This is a genomic window from Asticcacaulis sp., assembly GCA_024707255.1.
Taxonomy (GTDB): Bacteria; Pseudomonadota; Alphaproteobacteria; order Caulobacterales; family Caulobacteraceae; genus Asticcacaulis.
The window spans coordinates 1,115,451-1,140,820 of the sequence record JANQAC010000001.1 but is presented as its reverse complement, the minus strand read 5'-3'; the positions used below and the strand labels follow the sequence as shown (position 1 = coordinate 1,140,820).

23 protein-coding genes and 1 tRNA gene are annotated in these 25,370 nt (G+C 59.3%); 17 read left to right on the top strand and 7 right to left on the bottom strand.

What is annotated here, in order from left to right; all coding sequences use genetic code 11:
• The first annotated feature begins 64 nt into the window (after window positions 1-64).
• The 4 genes from rpoN to NVV72_05490 all read left to right on the top strand — a co-directional run bounded on the left by rpoN (window position 65) and on the right by NVV72_05490 (window position 3,199).
• On the top strand, window positions 65-1,582 hold the full coding sequence (gene rpoN / locus NVV72_05505) for an RNA polymerase factor sigma-54 (protein ID MCR6658816.1): 1,518 nt from the start codon (window positions 65-67) through the stop codon (window positions 1,580-1,582).
• Window positions 1,583-1,835: 253 nt separating this feature from the next.
• Window positions 1,836-2,450, top strand: coding sequence for a ribosome-associated translation inhibitor RaiA (gene raiA, locus NVV72_05500; protein MCR6658815.1), 615 nt, complete (start codon window positions 1,836-1,838; stop codon window positions 2,448-2,450).
• A gap of 179 nt (window positions 2,451-2,629) precedes the next feature.
• Window positions 2,630-3,094: a PTS IIA-like nitrogen regulatory protein PtsN gene (gene ptsN / locus NVV72_05495; GenBank protein MCR6658814.1), complete on the top strand. Its 465-nt coding sequence runs from the start codon at window positions 2,630-2,632 to the stop codon at window positions 3,092-3,094.
• A 32-nt stretch (window positions 3,095-3,126) separates the two neighbouring features.
• Window positions 3,127-3,199: transfer RNA gene (locus tag NVV72_05490), tRNA-Ser, on the top strand.
• Window positions 3,200-3,227: 28 nt separating this feature from the next.
• Here the strand turns inward: NVV72_05490 and NVV72_05485 are convergent.
• A complete protein-coding gene (locus NVV72_05485; GenBank protein ID MCR6658813.1) occupies window positions 3,228-3,647 on the bottom strand; it encodes an Hsp20 family protein in 420 nt (139 codons plus the stop codon).
• Between the two features lie 36 nt (window positions 3,648-3,683).
• Window positions 3,684-4,637: an alpha/beta hydrolase gene (locus tag NVV72_05480; protein MCR6658812.1), complete on the bottom strand. Its 954-nt coding sequence runs from the start codon at window positions 4,635-4,637 to the stop codon at window positions 3,684-3,686.
• A 259-nt stretch (window positions 4,638-4,896) separates the two neighbouring features.
• Here NVV72_05480 and NVV72_05475 point away from each other — a divergent pair, with 259 nt between their 5' ends.
• The 3 genes from NVV72_05475 to NVV72_05465 all read left to right on the top strand — a co-directional run bounded on the left by NVV72_05475 (window position 4,897) and on the right by NVV72_05465 (window position 7,189).
• Window positions 4,897-5,415 (top strand): hypothetical protein, encoded by a 519-nt coding sequence (locus NVV72_05475; GenBank protein ID MCR6658811.1) that lies wholly within the window; start codon window positions 4,897-4,899, stop codon window positions 5,413-5,415.
• 9 nt (window positions 5,416-5,424) lie between these two features.
• On the top strand, window positions 5,425-6,057 hold the full coding sequence (locus NVV72_05470; GenBank protein MCR6658810.1) for a CatB-related O-acetyltransferase: 633 nt from the start codon (window positions 5,425-5,427) through the stop codon (window positions 6,055-6,057).
• A 184-nt stretch (window positions 6,058-6,241) separates the two neighbouring features.
• Window positions 6,242-7,189 carry a hypothetical protein gene (locus tag NVV72_05465; GenBank protein MCR6658809.1) on the top strand — a complete coding sequence of 316 codons (948 nt, stop codon included), beginning with the start codon at window positions 6,242-6,244 and terminating at the stop codon, window positions 7,187-7,189.
• 4 nt (window positions 7,190-7,193) lie between these two features.
• Here NVV72_05465 and rimO read toward each other — a convergent pair whose 3' ends face one another.
• Window positions 7,194-8,606, bottom strand: a complete 1,413-nt coding sequence (rimO, locus tag NVV72_05460; protein MCR6658808.1) for a 30S ribosomal protein S12 methylthiotransferase RimO — start codon at window positions 8,604-8,606, stop codon at window positions 7,194-7,196.
• A gap of 124 nt (window positions 8,607-8,730) precedes the next feature.
• Here rimO and fsa point away from each other — a divergent pair, with 124 nt between their 5' ends.
• Window positions 8,731-9,384 (top strand): fructose-6-phosphate aldolase, encoded by a 654-nt coding sequence (gene fsa / locus NVV72_05455; protein ID MCR6658807.1) that lies wholly within the window; start codon window positions 8,731-8,733, stop codon window positions 9,382-9,384.
• Between the two features lie 36 nt (window positions 9,385-9,420).
• Here fsa and NVV72_05450 read toward each other — a convergent pair whose 3' ends face one another.
• Window positions 9,421-11,337 (bottom strand): hypothetical protein, encoded by a 1,917-nt coding sequence (locus NVV72_05450; GenBank protein MCR6658806.1) that lies wholly within the window; start codon window positions 11,335-11,337, stop codon window positions 9,421-9,423.
• A 124-nt stretch (window positions 11,338-11,461) separates the two neighbouring features.
• Between NVV72_05450 and NVV72_05445 the strand changes: the two genes are divergently transcribed.
• Window positions 11,462-12,670, top strand: coding sequence for a heparan-alpha-glucosaminide N-acetyltransferase domain-containing protein (locus NVV72_05445; protein ID MCR6658805.1), 1,209 nt, complete (start codon window positions 11,462-11,464; stop codon window positions 12,668-12,670).
• A gap of 489 nt (window positions 12,671-13,159) precedes the next feature.
• Here the strand turns inward: NVV72_05445 and glmM are convergent, their stop codons facing one another.
• Complete coding sequence (gene glmM / locus NVV72_05440; protein MCR6658804.1) at window positions 13,160-14,512, bottom strand: phosphoglucosamine mutase; 1,353 nt, start codon at window positions 14,510-14,512, stop codon at window positions 13,160-13,162.
• 557 nt (window positions 14,513-15,069) lie between these two features.
• On the opposite strand from glmM, the gene glmS reads away from it, so the two are divergent.
• The 7 genes from glmS (at window position 15,070) to NVV72_05405 (ending at window position 21,947) form a co-directional block, all read left to right on the top strand.
• Window positions 15,070-16,908: a glutamine--fructose-6-phosphate transaminase (isomerizing) gene (gene glmS / locus NVV72_05435; protein ID MCR6658803.1), complete on the top strand. Its 1,839-nt coding sequence runs from the start codon at window positions 15,070-15,072 to the stop codon at window positions 16,906-16,908.
• A gap of 30 nt (window positions 16,909-16,938) precedes the next feature.
• Window positions 16,939-17,853 (top strand): EamA family transporter, encoded by a 915-nt coding sequence (locus NVV72_05430; protein MCR6658802.1) that lies wholly within the window; start codon window positions 16,939-16,941, stop codon window positions 17,851-17,853.
• 61 nt (window positions 17,854-17,914) lie between these two features.
• Window positions 17,915-18,394 carry an SRPBCC family protein gene (locus tag NVV72_05425; GenBank protein ID MCR6658801.1) on the top strand — a complete coding sequence of 160 codons (480 nt, stop codon included), beginning with the start codon at window positions 17,915-17,917 and terminating at the stop codon, window positions 18,392-18,394.
• Complete coding sequence (locus NVV72_05420) at window positions 18,384-18,692, top strand: metalloregulator ArsR/SmtB family transcription factor (protein ID MCR6658800.1); 309 nt, start codon at window positions 18,384-18,386, stop codon at window positions 18,690-18,692. The genes NVV72_05425 and NVV72_05420 overlap by 11 nt, the downstream gene beginning before the upstream one ends.
• Before the next feature lie 163 nt (window positions 18,693-18,855).
• Window positions 18,856-20,061 carry an LL-diaminopimelate aminotransferase gene (locus NVV72_05415; GenBank protein MCR6658799.1) on the top strand — a complete coding sequence of 402 codons (1,206 nt, stop codon included), beginning with the start codon at window positions 18,856-18,858 and terminating at the stop codon, window positions 20,059-20,061.
• A gap of 366 nt (window positions 20,062-20,427) precedes the next feature.
• Complete coding sequence (locus NVV72_05410; GenBank protein MCR6658798.1) at window positions 20,428-20,655, top strand: hypothetical protein; 228 nt, start codon at window positions 20,428-20,430, stop codon at window positions 20,653-20,655.
• A 44-nt stretch (window positions 20,656-20,699) separates the two neighbouring features.
• Window positions 20,700-21,947 (top strand): glycosyltransferase, encoded by a 1,248-nt coding sequence (locus NVV72_05405; protein MCR6658797.1) that lies wholly within the window; start codon window positions 20,700-20,702, stop codon window positions 21,945-21,947.
• Window positions 21,948-21,956: 9 nt separating this feature from the next.
• Here the strand turns inward: NVV72_05405 and NVV72_05400 are convergent, their stop codons facing one another.
• Window positions 21,957-22,373 (bottom strand): LytTR family transcriptional regulator, encoded by a 417-nt coding sequence (locus tag NVV72_05400; GenBank protein ID MCR6658796.1) that lies wholly within the window; start codon window positions 22,371-22,373, stop codon window positions 21,957-21,959.
• Window positions 22,333-22,797, bottom strand: coding sequence for a hypothetical protein (locus NVV72_05395; GenBank protein MCR6658795.1), 465 nt, complete (start codon window positions 22,795-22,797; stop codon window positions 22,333-22,335). The genes NVV72_05400 and NVV72_05395 overlap by 41 nt, the downstream gene beginning before the upstream one ends.
• Window positions 22,798-22,927: 130 nt before the next feature.
• On the opposite strand from NVV72_05395, the gene NVV72_05390 reads away from it, so the two are divergent.
• A complete protein-coding gene (locus tag NVV72_05390; protein MCR6658794.1) occupies window positions 22,928-24,967 on the top strand; it encodes a hypothetical protein in 2,040 nt (679 codons plus the stop codon).
• The last annotated feature ends 403 nt before the right edge of the window (window positions 24,968-25,370 follow it).

The window sequence follows — 25,370 nt, the reverse complement described above, 5'->3', positions numbered from 1 at the left end:
GCCGGAGCTAAAGAAATATAGACGATTTGCAGTCAGTATGACGCAAACGGTCTAAAGGTCTGTAATGGCGCTCGGTCAAAGGTTAGAACTCAAGCAGGGGCAGGGGCTGGTTATCACCCCTCAGTTGCAGCAGGCGATCAAGCTGCTGCAATTGTCGAACCTTGAGCTTGAGGCGGTGATCGAAACCGAACTGGAGCGTAATCCGCTGCTTCAGCGTGACGAGGCCGATCCGGTCAGCGAAACAGATACCGATGCACCGGCCAAAGAGTCCGACAGCGGCGAATCCCGTGAACTGGAACTGGGCGACCACGATACGATCGCCGCCAATTCCGATCTCGATGCCTCCACCTCCGACGTTTACGGCGACGACGAACCGGTCATACGCGAGCGCGAATCGGTGGTTTCCGATTCCAACGAAGGCCCGATGGTCGACTGGTCGAAAGCCGGCAAGGGCGGCGGCAGCTTCGATGGCGACGAGGACATGGAACGCGCCCTGACGCGCGAAAAGACGCTCACCGAACACCTGACCGACCAGGCTTTGATCGCTCATTTCAGCGCGCCGGAAATGGCCATCGCGCAGATATTGATCGATGCCGTCGATGAGGCCGGCTATATGCGGGTGCCTCTGGCCGAAATCGCTGATCGCCTCGGCTGCGAACTGGCCCTGGTGGAAAAGGTGCTGACCGCCTGCCAGGGCTTCGAGCCCACCGGCATCATGGCCACCAGCGTGCCGGAATGCCTGAAGTTGCAACTCATCGAGCGCAACCGCTTCGATCCGGCCATGCAGGCCCTGATCGACAATCTCGAACTGCTGGCCCGCCGCGATCTCAGCGCCTTACGCAAGGTGTGCGGCGTCGATGAAGAAGACATGAGCGAGATGATCGCCGAGCTGAAATCGCTTAATCCCCGGCCGGGGGCCGCATTCGGCGCCGAACCCTCGCAGACCGTGGTGCCCGATGTCTTCGTGCGGCCGGATGCCAATGGCGGCTGGCGCATCGATCTCAATTCCGACACCCTGCCGCGCGTCCTGGTCGATCAGAAATACCACGCCAAGGTAGCAACCTCGGCACGTTCCGAATCCGAAAAATCCTATCTGAATGACTGCCTGAGCCAGGCCAACTGGCTGATCAAGAGCCTGGACCAGCGGGCGCGCACCATCCTCAAGGTCTCCGCTGAAATCGTCCGTCAGCAGGATGCCTTCTTCGTTTATGGCGTCGAATATCTGCGGCCGCTGAATCTGAAAACCGTGGCCGACGCCGTGGGGATGCACGAATCGACCATTTCGCGTGTCACCTCCAACAAGTATGTCGCCACGCCGCGTGGCGTCTTCGAGCTGAAGTTCTTCTTTACCTCCTCGATCGCCTCGAATGACGGCACCTCGGCGCATTCTGCAGAAGCGGTGCGCCACAAGATCAAGACCCTGATCGATGGCGAAAAATCGTCCGGTGAAATCCTGTCCGATGACCGTATCGTCGAAATCCTGAAGGAGGCCGGGGTGGATATCGCCCGGCGGACTGTGGCCAAGTATCGGGAGGCCCTGCGCATTCCGTCGAGCGTCGAACGCAAGCGCCAAATTCGCTGATCCGGTTTCGCCCGACAGGCGTATCAACGGGCCGCATAATGTGCCCTGACCTGTAATTTGCTGATAATAATCAAGGTGAATGCGGGTTAATTCGCTACACAAATTCTTGATTTTGCATCCCCGCCAGTCGGCGTACAGTCGTCCTTGTACCCGTGAAATACGTCCGGGTGCCCATTGCCGCCGGCTCCTCCAGGCTACGTCCTTGGCCGGCGACGAAGTTCTTTTTGTTTTAAGAACGGAGCGACATATCGCTATGCAAATCCAAGTCAGTGGAAAACAGGTCGAAGTCGGTGACGCCTTGCGCGCGCGCATTGAAACCGAGCTTACCTCAGGTATCGCCAAATATTTTGAACGCGGCGGCGACGCCGAAGTGACCATCTCGAAGCAGGGTCATTTGTTCAAGGCGGATTGCTGGGTCAGGCTCGCTTCGGGCCAGACGCTTATAGCGCACGCGTTTGGCGGCGATGCCCATTCGGCCTTTGACGGTACGCTCGACAATATGGAGAAGCGCGTCCGGCGCTATAAACGACGATTGAAGCAGCATCACAATGGCACACCGGTTAAGGAAGAAACGGCCAACGTAACGGTCCTGCGCGCCTTCGATGGCGACGACGAAGCGGAGATCGAACTGGATGACGGCATGGATCACTCATCGCCGCCGCATTCCATGATCATAGCCGAAACGGAAACCGCGCTGCGCACCATGACCGTCTCGGTGGCGGTGGCGGAAATGGAACTTTCCAACTATCCGGCGATTATGTTCCGCAATGCCGCCCATGGCGGTCTGTCCGTCATCTATCGCCGGCCTGACGGTAATATCGGCTGGATCGATCCGGAGCGCACCCGCGCGAAGGTGACCACACAGTAAGGCGTATATCCGGGGAAAATCGGGGACGGGGCCGTGCGTCGGTGCGCGCCCGCCAGGTGAGATGGGTTGACCTTCGGGTGTCTCTTCTCTATGGCAGGCGGGCATCGCGCGCCCCGTCGCCATGCGGGCCGCAGTGGCCCAGGCTGAGGGGAGTCAGTCATGTCGACCACGGATACACTATGTTTTTGACCACCCTGCTGGACCGGCACGCCATTCTTGGCAATGTCAGTGTCAATTCCAAGCGTCAGGCCCTCCAGATGGTGGCAGACGTGGCGTCGCGCCAGTTGGGTCTGGAAGCGGCCGACGTGCATCAGGCCCTGCTGGAACGCGAAAAGCTGGGCTCCACCGGCGTTGGCATGGGCGTGGCCGTGCCGCACGCTGCCCTGGCCGGGCTTGACCGGATGCACGGCATCTTTGTGCGTCTCGATGTACCGGTCGATTATGATTCCATCGATGACATGCCGGTTGACCTGATCTTCGCCCTGCTGGCGCCGGAAAATGCCGGCACCGAGCATCTGAGAGCCCTGGCCAAGGTGTCACGCCTGCTGCGTCAGAAAGACCTGCGCGAGCAGTTGCGCAAGATGGAAAATCCGGACGCGATCTACGCTATCCTGACCGATATTGCTGATTCAAACGCGGCTTAATTTTTCGTAGACCTTGTGGTATTGAAAGGTTGGCGGCCTGTAGCTCAGGCGGAAGAGCGTCGGTTCGAATCCGGAGGTCACCTGTTCGAGACAGGTCTGGTCGCCACCTTATATCTTCCTTAGATTGTGGAAGTTACCCCACTACCTCGATCGGAATGATCCTGATCTCATCGCTCGGCTTTGGCCGGACGAGGTCGATATGCAGCAGGCCATAGGCCAGGCTGGCCCCGGTGATTTCCAGTCCGTCGCTCAGCACGAAGGCGCGGTTGAAACCGCGCAGGGCGATGCCGCGATGCAGATAGTCGCGCTCAGGCGCTTCGCCTGCGCGATCGCGCGTCGCCGAGACGGTCAGGTGGGCGCCGCGCACCTCGATGCGTAACTGATCGACTGTAAAGCCGGCCACGGCGACGCTGATGCGGATATGGTCGGAGCTTAAGGATTCGACATTATAGGGCGGGTAATTGTCATGGCTGCGCCCGACGCGGTCGATCAGCAGCCGCATATCGTCAAAACCCAGCAAAAACGGGCTGTCAAAAATCACGGTCCGCGTCATCAGCACCCTCGCATTGATGGTAGCGATATGGGTGCTTTAGGCTTGCGATTCAAGGAAGTCGGTAATGGCCAGCCGCGCCTGCGGTTCGGTCAGCAGGGGGGCGTGGCCGACCCGGTCGATATCGACGCGCGACACCTCGTTCGAGACCACCATCTTCTTCGCCTCGGCGGCATCGAGCACATCCGACAAGGCGCCGCGGATCAGCAGTATCCGGCGGCCATGCGCCAGACTGTCATAGCAGGGCGCCAGGTCATAGGCGGGCGAGTCCATCGTCAGGGTCTTGAAGGCGTCGGTGATGCGTGGATCATAGGCGAGATGCAGATTGCCATCGCGGCCCTTGCGGAAGACCCGCCGGGCGAATTTCAGCCAGTCCGCTGTCGTATTATCGGGAAAGACCAGCCGGTATTGTTCGGCGATAAAGGCGCTCGCGTCCTGCCAGTTGCGCATGGCGCGGCGCTGCATGGCCGCCAGGGCCGAAATCCGCGCCTGGCCCTTTGGCGCCAGCGTCGGGCCGATGTCATTCAGCACCGCCGCCTGGATCAGGTTGGGCCGCAGGGTGGACAGCACCATGGCCACCAGTCCGCCCATGGAATTACCGATAAAGACCGCCCGGCCTATACCTAAGGCGTCGCACAGGTCGAGGATATCCTTGGCATAGGTCCACAGATGATAATTGGCGACGTCGGGATCATTTTCCGACAGGCCGCGGCCGCGCAGGTCCGGCACGATGACGCGACGGTCGAGCGCAGCGATATAGGGCGCCACCTCTTCGAAATCACTGGAATTGCGCGTCAGGCCATGCAGGCAGATGACCGGCAGGCGCACGCGTCCGGCGGCAGCGGGATAATCGCGGGCGTAGAGACGCAGACCATCCTCGGTCAGCCACCAGCGATCGTGATAGAGCGGACCTTTCTTCAATACGCCGGAGACCGGAGACATGGCGTCATGTCCGTGACTGAAGGTCTGAAGCGTGTCCTTGAGACTGATCAATCTGCCCGCCCGGTTTCCTGGGGTTCGTGTCGCAAAACCTTAACATCACTTCACGCGCCAATCATGAAAAAAATGCAAATGCAGCGGGCACGGTTGCTTTTACCAGGCGGGTGGACTATTCAGGCCACGGAGCCGGCAGGACGGCTCGGCCCCGCGAAAGACGTTTGCGTCCTCCTGCTGCAAGAGATTTGCTAGACATAATCCGCTCTTTTGTGGCTTTCCGGGATGGGGAAAAGCCTTTGTACAAAGGAGACTTTCCATGCCCAAAATGGCTAAAAACGCCGCGCATGATCTCAAACCCATCGATGCGTATAAACGTGACGCCGCGAACCTGCTGAAAGCGGTGCGCGCCGATGAGGCTAACGCGCGGATGCGTTTCAGCCGTCTGGAAAATGCACCAGCCGGCCTGCAACTGAAGCACGCCCTGACCGTGATCGCTCACGAGGCCGGTTTCCCGACCTGGACGGCGCTGAAATCCGCCGCCGAAGAGGTCGATTTCTCCGAAATATTCGCGGCCCCCGGCCTCAAGGATCTGATCAATCACTGGTTCCGCAATTACGAGGAGGCCAAGGCACATCAGATGGTGAATGGCGGCGTGCTGTTGCCTTATCGCACCCAGGCGTTCGTGACCTCGCTCGAAATCCTGCCGCGCCTGGGCTATGAAAAGGACGATCCCGACTGGGCAGATATCGGCTACGATTTCATCCGTCCTGCCTCTGAAACCGCTTTGGCGCGCATCAAGTCTCGTCTGTCGCGTCGCCTGACCGCGAAATTTTAAGGATCACACATGCCGCTATTGAATGTGGACGCCGTCCATCCGATCACCCCGCCCGATGGCACGGTGATCACCAACACTGTTTACCTGCAAAATGTCATCGACCACCCGCGCATCGAGGTTGGCGCCTATTCCTATGCGTCGAACTTCACGCCGCAGACGAACTGGGCGCAGACCCTGGCGCCCTATCTCTTTCCGATTAGCAGGGAAAAGCTGATCATTGGTAAGTTCTGCCAGTTCGCCCATGGCACGACCTTCATCACCTCATCGGCCAATCATCCGATGGGTGGATTTTCGACCTATCCCTTCCGGGTCTTCAAACCGGAAACCATGATCGACTATATCAACCTGCCATCGCGCGATACGGTAATACGACACGATGTCTGGATCGGCCATGGCGCCACGATCATGCCGGGCGTTACCATCGGTTCTGGCGCGATTATCGCGTCCGGTGCCGTGGTGACGAAGGATGTCGCACCCTACACCATTGTCGGCGGCAATCCGGCGCAGGTCATCCGACAGCGGTTCAGTGACGAGGTGATCACCGACCTGCTCAGCATCGCCTGGTGGGACTGGCCGATCGATAAAATCGAAGCCCATCTCGCCACCATCGAAGGGGCGGATATCGACGCGCTGAAAGCCTGACTTTAAAAAGCACAATCTTAGCGGCGTATGTCGCCGGTGAGGGCCGGTCAAATTGTCCCGACAGAAGGCGCAAAATTAGAATAGCGCCTTCTGTCTAAGGCTTTTTGCTTCAAGCCAAAAGTCTAGGCGTATGTAACAGGATTTTCACGCTTGGGACGTAGAACTCCTCCTTAAAGGGGTACGCATGTCAGAAAAAAAATTGTTATGGGTCGTAGCGATATTTGGCGGCAGCGCAATTCTAAGTGTAATTTTACCATCATATTTGATGGTTGCATCCCTTTATATGGTCTTTGGTATTTTTATATTATTTAGTCTGCCGATTGCGTTTTATGGGCTATTTATTTATTTAGTGAAGCGCACTATCGACTTAGTTGCTGGCCGGCAGCCATGGTTGACGTGGGGCATAGCCAGTATTGTGGTCTTATTTATAGCATTCGCGGTCTCGGTGCATCTTAATAGCGAACGGAAGAAAGAGTTCGATCGTTTAAAAGCTTTAGATGTAACATTGGTCTCTCATCCAAAGTTTACGAGGTTAGTTCTGGTAGACGATCGAAGCCATGAAGCATTATTTCGTAAAGCTTCTGGCAAACCTGACGAGTGCGATCAGTCTTGCGGTATCTACCTCTCAAACAAGAGCGTTGAAAGCGTTTTAAAGCCTTCTGATCCATTCGACGACGGACCTTTTGAAAAGCGGCAATATGCCGTTTTCACACCTAGCTCCAAATGCGACGAAAGTGCCAGTCGTGGTGGAGGTTGTCGTGAACCAACGTCGTATGATCACTTGCGTGTGGGTGATCTCGTCGTCCGAACCGCCGATCTCACGGTGCCTTATCAAACCTATGGAGAGGTCGGCGAGCGCTTCGAAGTCTACATTATTTCGCCCAGCGGACCGCAGCTAGTCGAACGCAGAAGCGCTTTCTCGATGGCAGCATACGGCCCCATTCCTTTTCCTTTGCGGGTGGTGAAGATACAAGGCCCAACTAATGATCGTGGAATCCGCTGGGATACCTGGGGTCTTTTTCAGCGCTATGAGTTATATAGCTTGCTGCAAGCTGATTTTGGTCTGGACACCGACCTGAACAGTCATTCCCTCACCTCGACTAGCGTAAGCGCATCAGCTTCGGCACAATAATCAATTAGATGCGTGAAATAAGCGTATGGCGGCGAACGGCCGGGCGGGCGCCGGGTACGCGGTTGAGCTTGATCAGCCCTTCGGGCTCGCCCCACAAGTCATAGGCGTCGGCCTTGGTGACCTTCGCCTTGACCAGATCGCCGGCCTTCAGGCTATTGAAACCCTTGAGGAAGATATGGCCGTCGATTTCCGGCGCGTCGCCACGGGTGCGGGCGATGGCGGTGCCGTCATTGCGGATGTCGTCGACCAGGGCTTCCTGGATGGTGCCGACCTTGTTGGCCAGCTTCTGCGCCGAAATGCGCGAAGCCACGGCCATGAAGCGCGCCAGGCGATCCTGCTTGACCTCTTCGGGCACATGGTCGGGCAGCAGCTTGGCGGCCGCGCCCTCGACATTCTCATAGGCAAAGGCGCCGACGCGATCGATCTGCGCCGCTTCCAGCCAGTCGAGCAGGAAGTTGAAATCGGCCTCGGTCTCACCGGGGAAGCCGACAACGAAGGTTGAACGCAGGGTCAGGTCGGGGCAGATTTCGCGCCAGGAGAGGATGCGGTCGAGCGTCTTTTCCTGATTGCCTGGGCGCTTCATCGCCTTGAGGATCTTCGGCGAGGCGTGCTGGAACGGAATATCGAGATAGGGCAGGATCTTGCCCTCGGCCATCAGCGGAATGACCGAATTGACGTGCGGATAGGGGTAGACATAGTGCATCCGTACCCAGATGCCGAGTTCGCCCAGACCGCGCGACAGGTCTTCAAAGCTGGCATCCCAGTTCTGGCCGCGCCATTCGCTTTGGGCATAACGGATATCGAGCCCGTAGGCTGAGGTGTCCTGGCTGACGACCAGCAGTTCCTTGACGCCCGCCCAGGCCAGGGTCTCGGCTTCGCGCAGGACATCGGCTACCGGACGCGACGCGAGATCGCCGCGCAAAGACGGGATGATGCAGAAGGAACAGCGGTGATCGCAGCCTTCGGAGATTTTCAGGTACGAATAGTGCTTCGGCGTCAGACGCACGCCGGGCCCTTCCGGGACGAGAGGGCGGAAGGGATCGGGTTTCGGTGGCACGATGGTGTGAACGGCATCCATCACCGCGTCATACTGGTGCGCGCCGGTGACCGCGGCGACATTGGGGAAGCGGGAGCGGATCAGGTCTTCCTCACCGCCCATGCAGCCGGTCACGATGACCTTGCCGTTTTCAGCGAGCGCCTCGCCGATAGCGTTCAGGCTTTCTTCCTTGGCGGAGTCGAGGAAGCCGCAGGTATTGACGACAATGACGTCGGCGCCGGCGTATGAGGCCGAGGTGTCGTAGCCCTCGCCCTTCAGGCGCGTCAGGATGCGTTCGGAATCGACCAGGGCCTTGGGGCAGCCGAGCGAGACAAAACCGACTTTCGGCTGGGCATCCGATTTCAAAACGGCATCACTCATTACAGATAAAACTTGCTTTTTCGGAGGGAATAGGGATTAAGCCTCCCCATACAGAATTATCGCGCCGGTTGGAAGCCATTCCTGAAACTGGCTATTCGAGTCCCCCATTTCAAGGAAGCCCTTCATGCTGCTTTTTGCCGATACCGCCGACACCAAGGTTCTTGCCGAACTGCTGGAAACCGGCCTGATCGACGGCGTCACCACGAACCCGACCCTGATCGCCAAGTCCGGCCGCAATATCCTCGAAGTCATCAAGGAAATCTGCGACATGTGCGAGGGCCCGATCTCCGCCGAGGTCGCCGCCACTGACGCCAAGACCATGATCCTGGAAGGCGAAAAGCTCGCCAAGATCGCCACCAATGTGGTCATCAAGGTGCCGCTGACCATCGATGGCCTGAAGGCCACAAAGGAATTTTCGGCGCAAGGGTTGATGACCAATGTCACCCTGTGTTTCTCGGCCACTCAGGCCCTGCTGGCCGCCAAGGCCGGCGCCACCTACATCTCGCCGTTCGTCGGCCGTCTCGATGACCAGGGCGCCGACGGGATGCAACTGATCCATGATATCCGCGCCGTCTATGACAACTACGATTTCGACACCGAAATCCTGGCCGCCTCCCTGCGCAATAATGTCCACGTCGCCCAGGCCGCCATCGCCGGCGCCGACTGCGCCACCCTGCCGCCGCAGACCTTCCGCGACATGTTCAAGCATCCGCTGACCGACAAGGGCCTGGAAACCTTCCTGTCCGACTGGAAGAGCACCGGCCAGTCGATCCTGTAAGGCTCAGAGCTACAAGGCATCAAATCGGAGAGCGTCCTACTCTCCGATTTTTTCTTGCGCGGCATTCGGCAGGGTTTGTCCGCCCTGTGGCGTGCTATTGTCAGCCGGCGGCGACCAGAACGCCCTGGCCTGCATCCGCAGCTTGTCATCCTCATCCTGCTGGCGGATCACATCGCCGAGCACGGCCGTGGTATTCAGGGTCCAGTCCACCTGCCCCTGCCAGCCCCCATCGGGCGTCGCCGGCGAGACGATGGCCGCCAGGAAATCAGCCTTGCCCGCGCCGGCTTTCAGACGCGCCAGCCACGCCTTGGCCGGCTTCGCCCAAGGACCGGGACGGGGATCAGTGGCGAGCTGATTGAAAAGCCGCTGGGCTGTTGCCGTGTCACCGGCCTGCCCGTGAACAAGCGCGGCTTGGAAGACATAGGCATCAACCTCAGGCGCCAGCCGCCAGGCCAGCACGGCGGCGCCAGCGGCATCCGCCTCAATATGATCATTGCCGGATACACGGACGCGGTAGTACCAGAAGGCATTTATGGCGGCGTTCGGTTGCAGTCCGGATGCGCGGGTCAGGGCGGATTCGGCGGCCACATAGGCATCGGGATTGTCCGATGTTTCCGCCAGTTTCAGTTCGGCGCGTCCCAGAAGATAGCCGGCCTCAAAATCGGAAGGGTTAGCCAGCGCCGTTTTTTGCAGCCAGGGCAGGGCTGCGCCTGGATCGCCATAAAGAATTTCGGCGCGGCTGAGCACCATTTGGGCGACAGGATTATCCGGATGCCCCGTCGCCTCATTGCGGATATCGCCCAGCAGACGGCGGCCATAAGCCGCGGACGGGCACCCCTGCAGGGCGGCATCTTCCAGCATCAGATTATCCGCTGATATCGGCAGGTCGTCAAAAGTCACATCCGGCAAGGGCAGGCCAGGCACGGCCATCCGGCCTGGTTTCAGTTCTTTCAGCAGGTATTTGCGCAACACCACATCCAGGCTGATGGCGCTGCTGCCAAACAGACGACTGAACGCATCGACGCGGCTCTCCCCGGCCTGAACCGCGGCATCATACGCCGCCAGCTTTTGCGCCCGCTCCGGCGATGACAGAATCCAGTGGGTCAGGAGCCACGAGCGGGAGGTAAATTCAGCGGCCAGGCGCACATTTTCCGAACGCGCCAGCTCGGCCGGCCCCTGATCCGTGACACGCTGCCGGTTGCGTTTGGCGGCCACGTCATTTTGCAGGGCGCCGGTTTCGCCGCGCCGGTTGCTGAACCAGTCATTATCGTTCAGCACATCCTTGTAATCGAGGCGGCTGGGATAGCGCGTGTCAAGTCCGCGCAGATAGGCATCCGTCGAGTAGGGCGGCAGGCCCAGGATTGCCGTCTTGTCCTCGAACCGCATGGTCGAGACGTAACGCGCATAGCCTTCAATATACCAGAGCGGGGCGCGTTGCGGGAAATGGCTGCGGAAAAAATAGCGGGCATAGGCCTGGAAGATCAGGGTCTGGCCTTCATTTTCGGGCTGTTCTGCGGCATTGTGCTCCGCATAGGCCGGCCCCGGCTGATATACCGCGAAGCCCTGGACGCCTTCTTCGCAGGCTTCATAAAGACCGGCCGCTCGATTGGGCCTCTCCGGATTGACGATGGCGAGGTCTTCGGCATCGGCGAGATAGTAGAGGGTAAATTTCGGTGCGCCCGCCGGTTCTTCGTCGATATGTGATAAGCTATTCAGCACATAGCGAAAACGCTCCAGATTTTCGAGCAGTTCGCGGACGTGGCCGCGACTGGTATCGCTGTAGACCGTGAAATGGGGGCTCTCCGCCTTGAGCCAGGGATGCGGGTGGCCCGGTTTTTCACCCTGGACGATAACCGTTGTGCTGTCGGGATTTGCGGGGGGCGGCGATTGGGCCGATGCCGTCCCGGCCACGAAAAGCATGGCTAGAAGTCCTGTAAGCGTTTGCGTATTCATCGGGCCGCGTCCTCTTTTTGGTTAATCCATACCACCTGAGCGCGCATGTCACAAGCAAGGCCCGCAGCCGCTTGCCAAGTCCGGTCTTTGCGATACAGTGTTATCCATAATTGGGGGAATGCTGATGCCAGAAGCTGGGGTAGAGGCCGAGTCCGATCCGCCGCCGATCCAGACGGACACGCCGCGTCGGCTGGAGATTATCGACCTGCTGCGCGGGCTGGTGCTGATCCTGATGGTTCTGGATCACACGCGTGACTATTTCCACAGGGACGCCCTGGTCTTCGATCCGCTCGATCTCGAAAAGACGACACCGATCCTTTTTTTCACACGCTGGATCACGCATCTCTGCGCCCCGACCTTTGTGTTTCTGTCGGGCGTGTCGATCTTCCTGCAACAGGCGCGTGGCAAAACCGAATGGCGGCTCACTGGGCACCTGCTGGCGCGCGGCCTGTGGCTGATCGCGCTGGAAGTCACGCTGATCAGTTTCGGTTTCAATTTCGGCTATCCGTTCTTTTTCCTGCAGGTCATCTTCGCTATCGGCATTGGCATGATCCTGATGGCGGTACTGCACTGGTTGCCGGGCCGCTCGGTGCTGATCATCGGCATCGCCCTGATCGCCGGGCATGGCCTGCTGGGCGGGATAAAGGCGGAATCCTTGCAGGGCACGGACCAGGTCATCTGGCGGCTGGCGATGGAGCCGGGCGGGCTGGGGCGCCTGCCCGGCATGATCGTCTATCCGGTGATCCCGTGGCTCGGTATCATGTGCCTGGGCTATGGTCTGGGCTTTATATTCCAACTGGGAGACTTGTCGCGGCGGCGGGCTATCACGCTTCTGGCCGCCGGCTTTCTCGGCCTGTTCCTAGCCTTACGCCTGCCCAATCTCTATGGCGACCAGAATCCGTGGGAGTGGCAAAGCAATCCCGGCCTGATGGTGCTGGATATCCTCAACGTGTCGAAATATCCGCCGTCGCTCGACTATACCTTGCTGACCCTTGGCCTCGCCATGTGCCTGGCCCTGACCCTGACGCACCTGCCGAGGGTGTTGCAGTTACCGCTGCTGGCTTTTGGCCGGACGCCCTTCCTCACCTATCTGCTGCATATCTATCTTGTGCATGGCGGCGCGCTGCTGCTCGGCCTGGTACAGGGGATTCCCGCGAGCCATTTCAGCAACTTCCTCGGAAATCCGGGGCAACTGGCGCAGGACGGCTGGGGCCTCAGCCTGTGGCAGGTCTATCTTGTCTGGCTGGTGATTCTCTGCCTGCTCTATCCGGTTTCGCGCGCCTATGCCCGCTATCGGCTGACGCATCGCCAGTGGTGGCTGAGCTATCTCTAAATGTCACCAACGACGAGATGACATGCTTCGCAGACGATTATGTAAACGCCGCTAATTTATTCAGAAATCCCAGCATGTTCTTCGGTCCAATTTTACGAAAAGGCAATTCAGATCGCGCCCGGCATTTCCAACGTCAGCACTGCTTTTATCTATATAATGTGAAAAAAACCAAGCAATAGAACGGCGCACCCAGCAGTGAAAGCTATAGATATAATAAAATACACAGACACGGCATACCAGTACAGTATAGGCTCCGTGCGTCTATCGTATGAACTGAAATTTAATCGCACTTTTCCCGCTTTAATTGCAGAAACAATTCTAAAAATACAAAATGCTGAAAAAAGGGAGGAAATAATTATACCAAAAACCATTCGCTCCCCCTTTTGCCGTTATAAAATTCTCAGGTAAATCGCCGGATTTTGTGATTTTTACAACTAATTCCTCAGCTTGCCTTAAGCAGCATTTGTAAAGTTATAAGCGCAGGAAGCATTACGCACCGGCTGCCATCGCTTCGGTTATCGAATTGACCACGGCCCTGACCTGATCCGCATCATCCCCTTCTGCCATTACGCGGATCAGCGGTTCGGTGCCGGAGGGGCGCACCAGAACGCGGCCCGTACCTTTCAGCTTTTCCTCGCCGTCGCGGATGGCCTGCTTGACCGCGTCGCGTTCCATCGGATTGGCGCCGGTGTATTTCACGTTTTTCAGAAGTTGCGGCACGGTATCGAACTGGCGGCCCAATTCGCTCATCGGCTTGCCGGATTCGACGCGCTCTGCCAGCACCTGCAGGGCGGCGATCAGACCATCACCGGTGGTGGCATAGTCGCTCAGGATGACGTGGCCGGACTGCTCGCCGCCGATATTGAAACCGCCTTCGCGCATCCGCTCCATCACATAGCGGTCGCCGACCTTGGTGCGTTCTAGCGACAGGCCGAGCTTTTGCATGTGACGTTCCAGACCGAGGTTCGACATGACTGTGGCCACCAGGCCATTACCCTTGAGCAGGCCCTTGCGCGCCAGGGCGCCGGCGACGATGGCCATGATCTGGTCGCCATCGACGATCTGGCCGTGCTCATCGCAGATCACCACGCGGTCGGCATCACCATCGAGGGCGATGCCGATATCGGCACGCAGTTCCTTGACCTTCTGCGCCATCGCGGCTGGCTGTGTGGAGCCGCACTTCTCATTGATGTTGAGGCCATCGGGTGTGACGCCCAGCGGGAAGACTTCCGCGCCCAGTTCATAGAGCGCCAGCGGGGCCACCTTGTAAGCGGCGCCATTGGCGCAATCGAGCACGATGCGCAGGCCGTTCAGGGTCAGGTGGCGCGGGAAGGTGGCCTTGGCGATTTCGACATAACGCCACTGGGCGTCATCGACGCGGGCGACACGGCCAAGCTTTTGTGGCTCAGCGACGCCCAGAAGGATATTGCCGTCCATGCGCGCTTCGATCGCCAGTTCGACTTCATCGGACAGCTTGTAGCCATCCGGGCCGAACAGCTTGATGCCGTTATCGGCGAAGGCATTGTGCGAGGCCGAGATCATGACGCCGAGATCGGCGCGCATTGAGCGGGTCATCATGGCCACGCCGGGGGTGGGCAAGGGGCCAAACAGGCGCACATCCATGCCGACCGAGGTGAATCCGGCCACCAGGGCCGGCTCGATCATATAGCCGGACAGGCGCGTATCCTTGCCGATGACGACCAGGTGACGGCGGTCGGTTTCCGACATGAACATCTTGCCGGCGGCCATGCCGACGCGATAGGCAACTTCGGCCGTCATCGGGAAGGTATTGGCTTGGCCGCGGATGCCGTCGGTGCCGAAATATTTGCGGGTCTGGGTCATGGCGGGCATATGGGTGGCCATTTCTTCATTGCGGTTGCGGATGGGGTTATAGCCGTAAACGGATAGGGCTTGGCGGTAGTCGGCCATTTTCTGGGTCAGGAGCGAGACAAAGGCGGCTTCGAGCTTATCGACGGTCTCGGGGCGCGGCGCCTTGGTGGAACCGTTCAGGGCGCGGAAAATACTGCTCTGGGCGATGGAGGCAGCCTCGGCCACATCCTTGATCGAAATGCCGGAGGCGCTGACCGCACCTTGCAATTTTTCCCACTTATTGTCGCCCATCTGACCGGCTCCTTACGCCTGATTTATGGCTTGATAAGCCGGCCGTGCCTGATTTGCAATTAATTTATTGCGTAAATGGGCGCCACCTCTCGTCACGAATTGTAAATTTCGCGTCTTCTGGAGAGCAAATGCTAAATTTGTTGAATTGGTGGCTGATTTTTGGCGAAATTCGATACCGGGGCAGCAATTTTTCGCAATACGAATTTATAGCAAATTTATTTTTCATATGCTATTTGAAAGTCGCATTTTAGCGCTATTGGCGAAAAGGAGCCCGGCATATGTGCGGAATTATCGGTATTATCGGCAATGAACCCGTCGCGCCGCGTCTGCTGGAATCCCTGCGCAGGCTCGAATATCGCGGCTACGATTCCGCTGGCATAGCTGTGCAGACCGAAACCGGCACCCAGCGCCGTCGCGCCGAGGGTAAGATCCGCAATCTGGAAACCGTTATCGAAGAGGAGCCCATCGCGGGCGAGGTCGGCATCGGCCATACGCGCTGGGCCACCCATGGCGCGCCCTCGGTGCGGAACGCCCACCCGCACCGTTTTGGCAAGGTGACGGTGGTCCACAATGGCATCATCGAGAACTTCGCCGAGTTAAAGGCCGGCCTGATGGCGCAGGGCGAGGCGTTCTACTCCGACACCGATACCGAGGTCATCGCCCATCTGCTAAATGCCGAACTGGCCACCGGCGCAGCCCTGCGCGATGCTTTCAAGGCCACGCTCGATCGCCTGCATGGCGCCTATGCCCTGGCTATCCTGATCGATGGCGAAGACCGCACCCTCTTGGGTGCGCGTCGGGGGTCACCGCTGGTGGTCGGCTGGGGCGGCGATGAGATGTATCTCGGTTCAGACGCGCTTGCCGTTGGTCCGTTCACCAACCGCGTCAGCTATCTGGAAGAAGGCGACTGGGTCATCCTTGGCCAGAACAGTGCCGAGGTGCGCGATGCCGCGGGCAATCTGGTCAATCGCCCGGCCGTCACTGTCTCCGCCTCGGCCGCCCTGGTCGAAAAGGGCAGCTATCGCCACTTCATGGAAAAGGAAGTGCATGAGCAGCCGGAGAGCACGCAACGCACCCTGGCCGCCTATCTCGATCCGGTAACCGGCCGTGTGCGCGCCGACATCAAGGCGGGAATCGATTTTTCCACCGTTTCGCGTCTGCAGATCATCGCCTGCGGCACCGCCTACTATGCCGGCTCGATCGCGCGCTATGCCTTTGAAAAACTGGCCGGCTTGCCGGTCGATGTCGAGGTGGCGTCAGAATTCCGCTATCGCAGCCCGGCCATGATGCCCGGCGTTCTGGCGGTCGCCGTCTCGCAATCGGGCGAAACCGCCGATACCCTGGCCGCCCTGCGCTGGTGCAAGGAGCAGGGGCTGAAAACGGCCGCCGTGGTGAATGTGCATACCTCGACCATGGCGCGTGAGGCCGACCTGCTGTGGCCGACCCATGCCGGTCCGGAAATCGGCGTCGCTTCGACCAAGGCTTTCACCGCCCAGTTGTCGGCCCTGCTGTCGCTGGCCGTGGCCGCCGCGGCCCAGCGTGGCCGTATCGATGCCGCCGAGGAAGCCCGCCTGGTCCAGACCCTGCTGGCCGCGCCCGGCCTGATCGCCGAGGCGCTCGGCATGGATGGCGACATTGTCCGCATCACAAATGACCTGTCGAAGGCGCGTGACGTTATCTATCTTGGCCGCGGCGAAACCTATCCGCTGGCTCTGGAAGGTGCGCTTAAGCTCAAGGAAATCAGCTATATCCATGCCGAGGGCTATGCCGCCGGCGAACTGAAGCACGGCCCGATCGCCCTGATTGACGAGAATACGCCGGTGGTGGTCATCGCGCCGGATGACGAGTTGTTCGAGAAGACCGCCTCGAATGTACAGGAAGTGGCGGCGCGCGGCGGCCGGGTCATCATGATCACGAATGCGCCCGACAAGGTGCCGGCGCTTTCCGGCGATGCCGCCAAATCACTGCAAGTGATCCAGGCGCCTGACTGCGATCCCTTCACTGCCGCCTTGGTCTATTCCGTGCCGATCCAGCTTCTGGCCTATCACACCGCCGTCCACAAGGGCACGGATGTCGACCAGCCGCGCAATCTTGCCAAGTCGGTAACGGTGGAATAGGACTGCGCGCCGTTTATAGAGGCGCGCATCATGAAACCCGACTATCTCAAAGGCTGCGGACTGGCATTTGGTGCCGCCATGCTGTGGGGTGTGTCGGGCACGGCCGGGCAGTTCCTCTTTGCCCATCGCGGGGTCAATACCGAATGGCTGGTGGCGGTGCGCATGTTGTCGGCCGGCGTGCTGATGTTGGGTTTTGTGGCCCTGCGTGCGCCGCGTGATTTTTTCACTGTCTGGACCAACAAGACGGATGCCCTGCGCATGGCTGTGTTCGGCCTGTTTGGTATGCTGGCCGTGCAATATACATACTTTGCCGCCATTAATGCCTCGAATGCCGCCACGGCGACCGTCCTGCAATATACCGGACCGGTGCTGATCGTCGGCTGGTTCGCCTGGCAGAAAAAGCGCTGGCCGACGCCGTTTGAATTGGTGTGTGTCGCCATGGCCGTGGCCGGCACCTTCTTCATGGTGACACACGGCAGCCTCAACAGCCTGTCGATTTCGAAAATGGCGCTGGTCTGGGGGCTGACCTCGGCGATGGCCCTGGCCTTCTATTCCATCCAGCCGCTCAAGCTTATGTCGCGCTATTCACCGCCCATCGTCATCGGCTGGGGAATGCTGATCGGCGGGCTGGCGCTCAGTGCCATTCATCCACCCTGGGTGATGGCCGGCATCTGGGACGCGCCGGCTATTGGCGCCTTCGCCTTCGTCATCGTCTTCGGCACCCTGATCCCCTTCTACGCCTATCTGACGGCGGTGCGGATCGTCGGGCCGGAAACCTCCAGCCTGCTGGCCTGCGCCGAACCGCTGGCGGCGGCCCTGATCGGCATCATCTGGCTGGGTACGCGCTTTGGCTTATATGACTGGCTGGGCACGGCGCTCATCCTGGCCACAGTTATTTCGCTCTCCCTGCGCAAACAGGAACCGGTAGTGCTCAAAATAGAATAGCAACTTTTTGGTTGCGTATTTGGGCGGCCAGGCGTAAAAAAGCAACCAGGGAGTTGCCAAAATGCAAAACGAAATACGCAAGGAAATCGTGCTAAAAGCGCCGCTCAGCAAGGTCTGGGCGGCGATCAGCGAGGCCGGTCAGTTCGGCCAGTGGTTCGGGGTGCGTTTCGACGGGCCTTTCGAGGCGGGCGAAAAGCTGAAGGGCGTCATTGTGCCGACCACGGTCAATGACGAGATCGCCGCCATGCAGAAACCCTATGAGGGCACACCGTATGAGATCGTGGTCGGCGAAATCACGCCACAGACGCGCTTTTCCTTTTACTGGCATCCCTACGGTGTCGAGAAGGACTACGATTACAGTCAGGAGCCGATGACGCTTTGCACCTTTTCGCTTGCCGAAGTGCCGGAAGGGGTGCGGCTGGTCATTACCGAAAACGGCTTTGAAAACATTCCGCTGGAGCGTCGCGCCAAGGCCTTTACCGCCAATGACGGCGGCTGGACAGCGCAGATCAGACTGATCGAGGCCTATCTTGCCCTCTGAGGCGGCGGTTTTTGCGGCCCTCGGAGATGAGACGCGGTTGGCCCTGGTCGAGCGGTTGCGCAATGGCCCCGCTTCGATCGTCAGCCTGACCGGCAAGGCCGATATGAGCCGCCAAGCCGTCACCAAACACTTGCATGTGCTGGAAAAGGCTGGTCTGGTAACTCACTTGCGTATAGGCCGCACGACGGTCTGGCAATTGGAGCGACCGAAATTCGATGACGCTCGCCATTACCTCGACATTATCTCCCGTCAATGGGAGGGCGCGCTGGAGCGCCTGCGTGTCCATGTCGAGGCATGAGAACCCGAATGGGGCTCTCTTTGCAATACGCGCTCTTTTTGGGAAATTTTCCGACATTTGTGCAAAATATTCCGAAAAAAATGGCTGTGATGGGATGACAAACGAATTGGGATGCGTCATATGACCCCTCCCATTCAGCCCATACAAGGACCCTTCTTCCGTCATGCGTGACTTTTACCGTATTCGCCGCCTGCCTCCCTATGTCTTCGAAGAAGTCAACAAGGTGAAGGCACGTCTGCGCGCAGCCGGTACGGATGTCATTGATTTCGGCATGGGCAATCCCGACATGGCGACGGCGCCGCATATCGTCGACAAGCTGATCGAGACGGTGCAGAAGCCGAAGACGCACGGCTATTCGGTATCCAAGGGTGTGCAGGGCCTGCGCAAGGCCATGGCCGGCTATTATGACCGCCGTTATGGCGTCAAACTCAATCCGGATACCGAGGTCGTCGCCACGCTCGGCTCCAAGGAAGGCTTCGCCAACCTGGCCATGGCGATCACCGCGCCCGGCGATACGGTGATCTGTCCCAATCCGGCCTATCCGATCCACGCCTTCGGTTTCCTGATGGCCGGCGGGGTGATCCGCCATGTGCCGGCGCTGTCGCCGGAACAATATCTCTCCGGCATTGAAAAGGCGGTCAAGCACTCGGTGCCGACGCCGTCCGTGATGATTGTGTCCTACCCTTCGAATCCAACCGCGCAGTGGGTCGATCTCGATTTTTACAAGGAAGTCATCCGCATTGCCAAAAAGCACGACCTGATCGTGCTGTCGGACATCGCCTATTCGGAAATCTATTTCGAGGACAATCCGCCGCCGTCGATCCTTCAGGTCGAGGGCGCCATCGAGCGCTCGGTCGAGATCAATTCGCTGTCGAAAACCTATGCCATGGCCGGCTGGCGCGTCGGCATGGTGGTCGGCAATGCCCAGATCTGCGCGGCGCTGGCGCGTGTGAAATCCTATCTCGACTACGGCGGTTTCGCCCCGATTCAGGTGGCCGCCGCCGCCGCGCTCAACGGCCCGCAGGATAATGTCGCCGAGATCCGCGCCACCTATAAGTCGCGCCGCGACGTGCTGATCGACTCGATGAAGCGCGCCGGCTGGGATATTCCGCCGCCGCCGGCTTCGATGTTCGCCTGGGCGAAAATTCCACCGAAATTCGAGCATATGGGATCGATGGAATTCGCCAAGATGCTGATCGAGGAAGCCCACGTCGCCGTGGCGCCTGGTCTCGGCTTCGGCGAATATGGCGAAGGTTATGTCCGTCTCGGCCTGGTCGAGAACGAGGCGCGCATCCGCCAAGCCGCGCGCAACGTGAAGAAGCTTTTAATGCCAAGCGATAAGTCAGTGCGCGCGGCGGAAAAAGCATAAAGCCCGCCAGGAATGTGAAAAAGCTCCTCCTGCCGAACGATAAGCCGGTAAAGGCGGCGGAAAAAGTATAACTTTTTCTGCCCGTTGTCCGCGCACGGACAATTTTAAAACTGTCTCAAAATAAATTGATCGCAGGGGTGACAAGGCTGTCATCCCTGCATTAAGCGTCTTTACGGTCACAGCCGGGAGGCGAGTGCATTAAGTTTTGCTTAATTTTTTTGACTCGCCGCGATGAATGGGTTTCACTATCTATTGTGCGGCGCACTGTCATTTGCAGAAACCTGATTATTTTTACCCGGTTTCCACATGGCGGTCAGGGCCTCCTCGCCTTAGCTGTTGCAAGTGAAATGAAGTCAGAGGTGCAGCGTGATCAGTTTAGAGTTCGATCTGAATACCGATTCTGAAGCTGATGCCTTCTTTGGGGCTTTTTTCAAATTCGTCGAAGCTGCTGCCGTAAATGATGCTGATTCCATCGCCCTGCGCTCCGATCCGGCTGGCGACCATCAAATCAAGGTCGTGACCTTCGAGGACAAGGATCAGGCCGATCAATTCCAGTCCTACTGGTCGCAGCGCCGCAAATGGCTTGGCCTTTAAGGCGATAAGCCTGTATAGGCAGGCTTTTCCTGCCGGTTTATGACATGCTGGGCCTGCGACACCTTCCGCTGAAATATCGTCTGCCCCTGATCCACGGCACGCTCAACCTGCTGGGCCGGGCCAAGGCGCGCGGCTGGACCAAGGCTGCCGAGGCCGTCCTGACAAAAGGGCCTCTGGTCGTTTCCGCCTTCTTTAATGAAAGCACCGGCGTGGCCCAGGGCGGTCGACTGAGTGCCAATGCTTTCAGGGCGGCGGGCTATGATCTGATCGAACATGATATCCGTCCGTGCTTCAGACACTATATCAGCGAAGGCGCCGAACTGCCCGGTAAGGGCGGGGTCTGGTATATACACGCCAATGCGCCGGAAGTGCTGGTGGCCCTGATGGCGCATGATCCGGTGCAGTGGGCCGATCGCTATCGCATCGCCTACTGGGCGTGGGAAACGCCCAAGGCGCCGCGCGACTGGATATTGGTTGCTGACTACCTGCATGAAATCTGGGTGCCGAGCCGGTTTGTGTTTGATGCCCTGGTGGCCACCTTTAATGATGCCCTGCGCGCCGACCTGATCCCGCGTCTGCGCCTGATGCCGCATCCGGTGCCCCTGCCGCCGCCGGCGCGCCACGCCCTGTCCCGCGCCCGCTTCGGCCTGTCCGATGAGTTGTGCGAGGTGCTGTGCCTGTTCGATACCAAGTCATCGGCGGCGCGTAAAAACCCTTGGGGCGTGCTGGTCGCCTGGCAGGAAGCCTTCCCCGAAGAAAATCCGGTGGCCCGCCTGACGGTCAAGGTCAGCGACCTGTCCGATGATCGCGCCACCGAGCGCCGGCTGCTGGCCATTGCCGCCAAACGCAGCGATATCCGCATCATGGATCAGCGCCTGAGCGAGGCTGACATGGAAGCCTATATCGGCGCCTTCGATATCCTTGTGTCGCTGCATCGCGCTGAGGGCTTCGGCCTGACCCTGGCCGAGGCCATGGCCGCCGGCGTGGCGGTGATCGCCACCGACTGGTCGGGCAATATCGATTTCATGACGCCGCAGAATTCGCGGCTGATCAAGTCATCGCTTATTCCGGTTTCCGATCCGGAGGGCGGCTACAGTATGGTGAAGCGCGAGCCGATTCAGGTCTGGGCCGATCCGCACATATTTGAAGCGGTGACCGATATCCGGCAACTGACCGACCAGCCGGGCCTGCGCAAGGCTCTGGGCGCGGCCGGTGTGCAGGCGATCCGCGACCTGCACGCGCCGTGGCGGCATGACGAGCTGGCTGACTTGCCATTCAATGCCTGGCTCTGACGGACCGCGTCAGGCAGTTGTCGTGCGGGCGGCCAGTTGCCGGACGATGTCCGTCCGGTAGGTCCGGCTGACCGAAACCGTCGCGCCATTGGACAGGCGCAGGACCGCATCGCCCGCCGGCAGGTTCTCAATGGCCTGAATGGCGGCCGGATTGACGAGCCGAGACCGGTGGATACGCACGAAGCCCGCTTCGTTCAACCGTTGGGCCAGGGCTGCCAGGGTCGTGCGCATCAAAAGAGGGCGGCCCGAGGCCATGTGCAGTTCGACATAGTTGCCAGCCGCTTCGGCCCACAGAATATCCGCCATCGGCACATACCGGGTGTGAGCGCCATCGCGCACTTCCAATACCGGAGACGTGGTCGGGGGCAGGGCGGTTTCCTGCTTTTCACGCCCGGCCAGCAGCCGTTCCAGACCTAGCCAGATCAAGCCAAACAGCAGATAATTGAGCACGTCCTTGTACAGGTCGCTGAAAAAAATCGGGCCACGTGAACCTGAAGAGATAGCTCTGGTCCATGGTGGCATAGATGATGACCCTAAGGGCGCGCGTCAGGACTAAATGGGTCAGGGACACGGCGGGAATGGCGATGGCATGGACGAGTGGAATCGCCGCCCAAGGCAGGCGGTGAGGCGATGCCCAGCGAAATATCCGGACAATGACCACCATGAGCATCAGCCAGATCGCGCCGCTGGAAATTTCATCGATGAGAATGGCCGGGAGATTGGCCGCATGGCCGGAACGCACCGCCTGATCGAAGCTGGCGGCTGTGTTTCCGATGATGGCGATGCCAAGCAGGCCAACCACGACAGCGGGCAAGGCCAGACGCCGCAATCTGCCACTGTCACTCGTCACGCGATTTCCACCTTTCGTCCCCACGGCGGGCGACCTGTCCCAGCCATCTCGCCATATATCCCTCTCCGCTGGCGCGGATTTCGACGGCGGTTATCCAAGGGTATTCCAAAACCCTAAAGGATTCAAACCGATGTTCTCTCTACAACAGCGCACTGATCGCGGCAAGCGGCTGGGCGCAGCGGCGTTTGCCGCCCTTCTGAGCATGTGCTTTTCAAGCAAGTCCGTAACCGCCCAGGATGCGCAGGCTCATGGTGCCGCCGCGGCTGCCGTTGAATCTTATCCAGCGGTCTGGTTCTCACCTTTCTCGCCGCAGACCGCGCTCGACATGGTGGGGCGCCTGCCGGGATTCAGCTTCGATCCGGGCAATGAGGGCGTGCGGGGCTATGGCGAGGCCGGCGGCAATGTCCTGATCGATGGAAAGCGCTCGGCTACCAAGACCGGTGGACTGACGGCGGCCCTTGCCGGCATCCCGGCAAAGGCCGTGGCACGTATCGAGATTTTCCGGGGCGGAGACGCCGCCGGAGACCAGTCCGGCCAGTCGCTGATGGCCAATATTGTTCGTGCCGAAGCGCCTCAAGCCCTGTCTGGCAGTCTGGGTCTCAGCCGTCTGGACGATGGCCTGTATGGCAGCGCCAGTCTGACGGTCCTCCGGACACTGGGCGATTTTCATCTGGCTTCGACGACCGCCTATGAGGCGACGGGCGAACAGTCGCGCGGCCACCGTGACCTGTTCGATACGACCGGAATGCAGACACGCCACGACGGCCTGACATTTCGGACGAACTATCCGGAATGGTCGCAACGGCTGACACTGAGCGGACCGCTGGGGTCCGGTCGGATGACGATGAACCTCATGCTGGCGCGCGCCCGCCTGGATGAAGCCTTCGCCTTCCACACTGACGACCTGACCGACCGCTTTCCCAAGCATACCGCCCGATTGCGGGGCGAGGCCGGTTTCGACTGGACGCGTGGGCTCGGCAATGACTACAGCCTGAAACTGCTGGGTATGGCCAGAAGCACCGACCTGAACCTGATATCCCTCAGCCAGGAAGGTGAAACAGGCGATGCCCTTTCAACGATCGATCGATATGAAAGCCGGTCAACATCAGGTGAACGCATTTTGCGCGCCGCCGTGATCAGAGGCGGGAACGGCATCTGGCGGCCGGAAGCGGGGGTGGAAATGGCCTGGAACACGCTGGACAGCCAGTCCTTTTTCAGCGGACGGGCGACAAGCCGTGTCTTTGTTTCCGAAGCGCGTATGGAAGCCTTTGGCGCCCTGAACTGGCAGGCTGCGCCGAAATGGACGGTCGCGGCTGGGGTAGCCTATGAGGTTTCAAGGATCAAGGCCGAAGCGGACGCGGCCACCAGCAACTGCTTCGCCTTTCTAAAGCCGCACTTGGCCGTTACCTGGACGCCCGATCCCCACAACACCCTGCGCCTGTCCGCCCGGCGCTCGGTGGGGCAGTTGTCTTTTGGTGATTTCGCCGCTTCCGCCGACTTGGCCCAGGGCACCGTTTCCGCCGGCAATACTGACCTGGGGCCCGACAGCCGGACGACCCTCGCCTTCGATTTTGACCGGCGCTTCGGCACACGTGGGGCTTTCAATCTCAATGCCTATTCTGACTGGCGGCAGAATGTACTGGAAGCCGCGGTGCTGCCGTCGGGCGGCATCGGCGTCGTCAATGTGAAAAGCGCACGCGTCCGCAGCCTGTCGGCCGGTCTCGAACTGCCGGTGGATCGCTGGTTTCGCGGCGGACTGCTGAAGCTGCGCCAGGCCTGGCTTGATACCGAGGTTGTCGATCCGGTAACCGGCGAGCGGCGCGCCATTACCGCTACCCATCCGGACGAATTCGCGGCCTCTTTCCGCCATGATCTGCCATCGATCAGGCTGTCATGGGGCATAGACTATAGCGACGGCTATCAGGCGCATCTGTGGTATGCTGATGAAACACGCCTGCAGGAACACGCCGCCGAACTGCATCTTTTCCTCGAAACCAGCCGTTTTTTTCAGGCCCGGCTGCGCGTGGAGGTCAACGGGCTCTCCGGCATTCGCAATACCTATTACCGCGACCTTTATACGCCCAATCGTGCCGGCGCGTGGAGCGGTAGCGAGGTCTGGGAGATACGGACACCTGTCTCCCTGGCCGTATCGCTGAGCCGGACGTTTTGAGGCAGACGTTCTAAGACAGGGCGGTGGCCTGGCGAAAGGGCAGTGACTCAGTTTGATTTGCCCCAGTTGCTGGAGCCTTAGCTCTGCGAGAAGTCATCCGTGTAACTAACGGAGACTTCACATGTTTAACAGGACTGAAAATATCATTATCCCTGCTGCCTGGCAGAATTTTCAAATTCGACCAGAGACTGTAAGTGGTCGAGTAGAATACGCTGGTGCGATTGACGGCAACTGGTGCGTTAGAACTCCCAGTCGTGAACAAACGATCCATGCACTTCTGAGGCGTGTGAGCCATCGATTCTTCGACTGATCGTCTCAAAAACACAAAAAAATGGTCAGGACATTTTTTTAAACTGGGTTATAATCAGCCATAGAGGTCACTATTATGCCAGCGCAGTCCACC

Coding starts and splice junctions, on each gene's coding strand:
- rpoN (MCR6658816.1), top strand. CDS start 65: ATGGCGCTCGGTCAAAGGTTAGAACTCAAGCAGGGGCAGGGGCTGGTT.
- raiA (MCR6658815.1), top strand. CDS start 1,836: ATGCAAATCCAAGTCAGTGGAAAACAGGTCGAAGTCGGTGACGCCTTG.
- ptsN (MCR6658814.1), top strand. CDS start 2,630: ATGTTTTTGACCACCCTGCTGGACCGGCACGCCATTCTTGGCAATGTC.
- NVV72_05485 (MCR6658813.1), bottom strand. CDS start 3,647: ATGACGCGGACCGTGATTTTTGACAGCCCGTTTTTGCTGGGTTTTGAC.
- NVV72_05475 (MCR6658811.1), top strand. CDS start 4,897: ATGCCCAAAATGGCTAAAAACGCCGCGCATGATCTCAAACCCATCGAT.
- NVV72_05470 (MCR6658810.1), top strand. CDS start 5,425: ATGCCGCTATTGAATGTGGACGCCGTCCATCCGATCACCCCGCCCGAT.
- NVV72_05465 (MCR6658809.1), top strand. CDS start 6,242: ATGTCAGAAAAAAAATTGTTATGGGTCGTAGCGATATTTGGCGGCAGC.
- rimO (MCR6658808.1), bottom strand. CDS start 8,606: ATGAGTGATGCCGTTTTGAAATCGGATGCCCAGCCGAAAGTCGGTTTT.
- fsa (MCR6658807.1), top strand. CDS start 8,731: ATGCTGCTTTTTGCCGATACCGCCGACACCAAGGTTCTTGCCGAACTG.
- NVV72_05450 (MCR6658806.1), bottom strand. CDS start 11,337: ATGAATACGCAAACGCTTACAGGACTTCTAGCCATGCTTTTCGTGGCC.
- NVV72_05445 (MCR6658805.1), top strand. CDS start 11,462: ATGCCAGAAGCTGGGGTAGAGGCCGAGTCCGATCCGCCGCCGATCCAG.
- glmM (MCR6658804.1), bottom strand. CDS start 14,512: ATGACCCAGACCCGCAAATATTTCGGCACCGACGGCATCCGCGGCCAA.
- glmS (MCR6658803.1), top strand. CDS start 15,070: ATGTGCGGAATTATCGGTATTATCGGCAATGAACCCGTCGCGCCGCGT.
- NVV72_05430 (MCR6658802.1), top strand. CDS start 16,939: ATGAAACCCGACTATCTCAAAGGCTGCGGACTGGCATTTGGTGCCGCC.
- NVV72_05425 (MCR6658801.1), top strand. CDS start 17,915: ATGCAAAACGAAATACGCAAGGAAATCGTGCTAAAAGCGCCGCTCAGC.
- NVV72_05415 (MCR6658799.1), top strand. CDS start 18,856: ATGCGTGACTTTTACCGTATTCGCCGCCTGCCTCCCTATGTCTTCGAA.
- NVV72_05405 (MCR6658797.1), top strand. CDS start 20,700: ATGCTGGGCCTGCGACACCTTCCGCTGAAATATCGTCTGCCCCTGATC.
- NVV72_05390 (MCR6658794.1), top strand. CDS start 22,928: ATGTTCTCTCTACAACAGCGCACTGATCGCGGCAAGCGGCTGGGCGCA.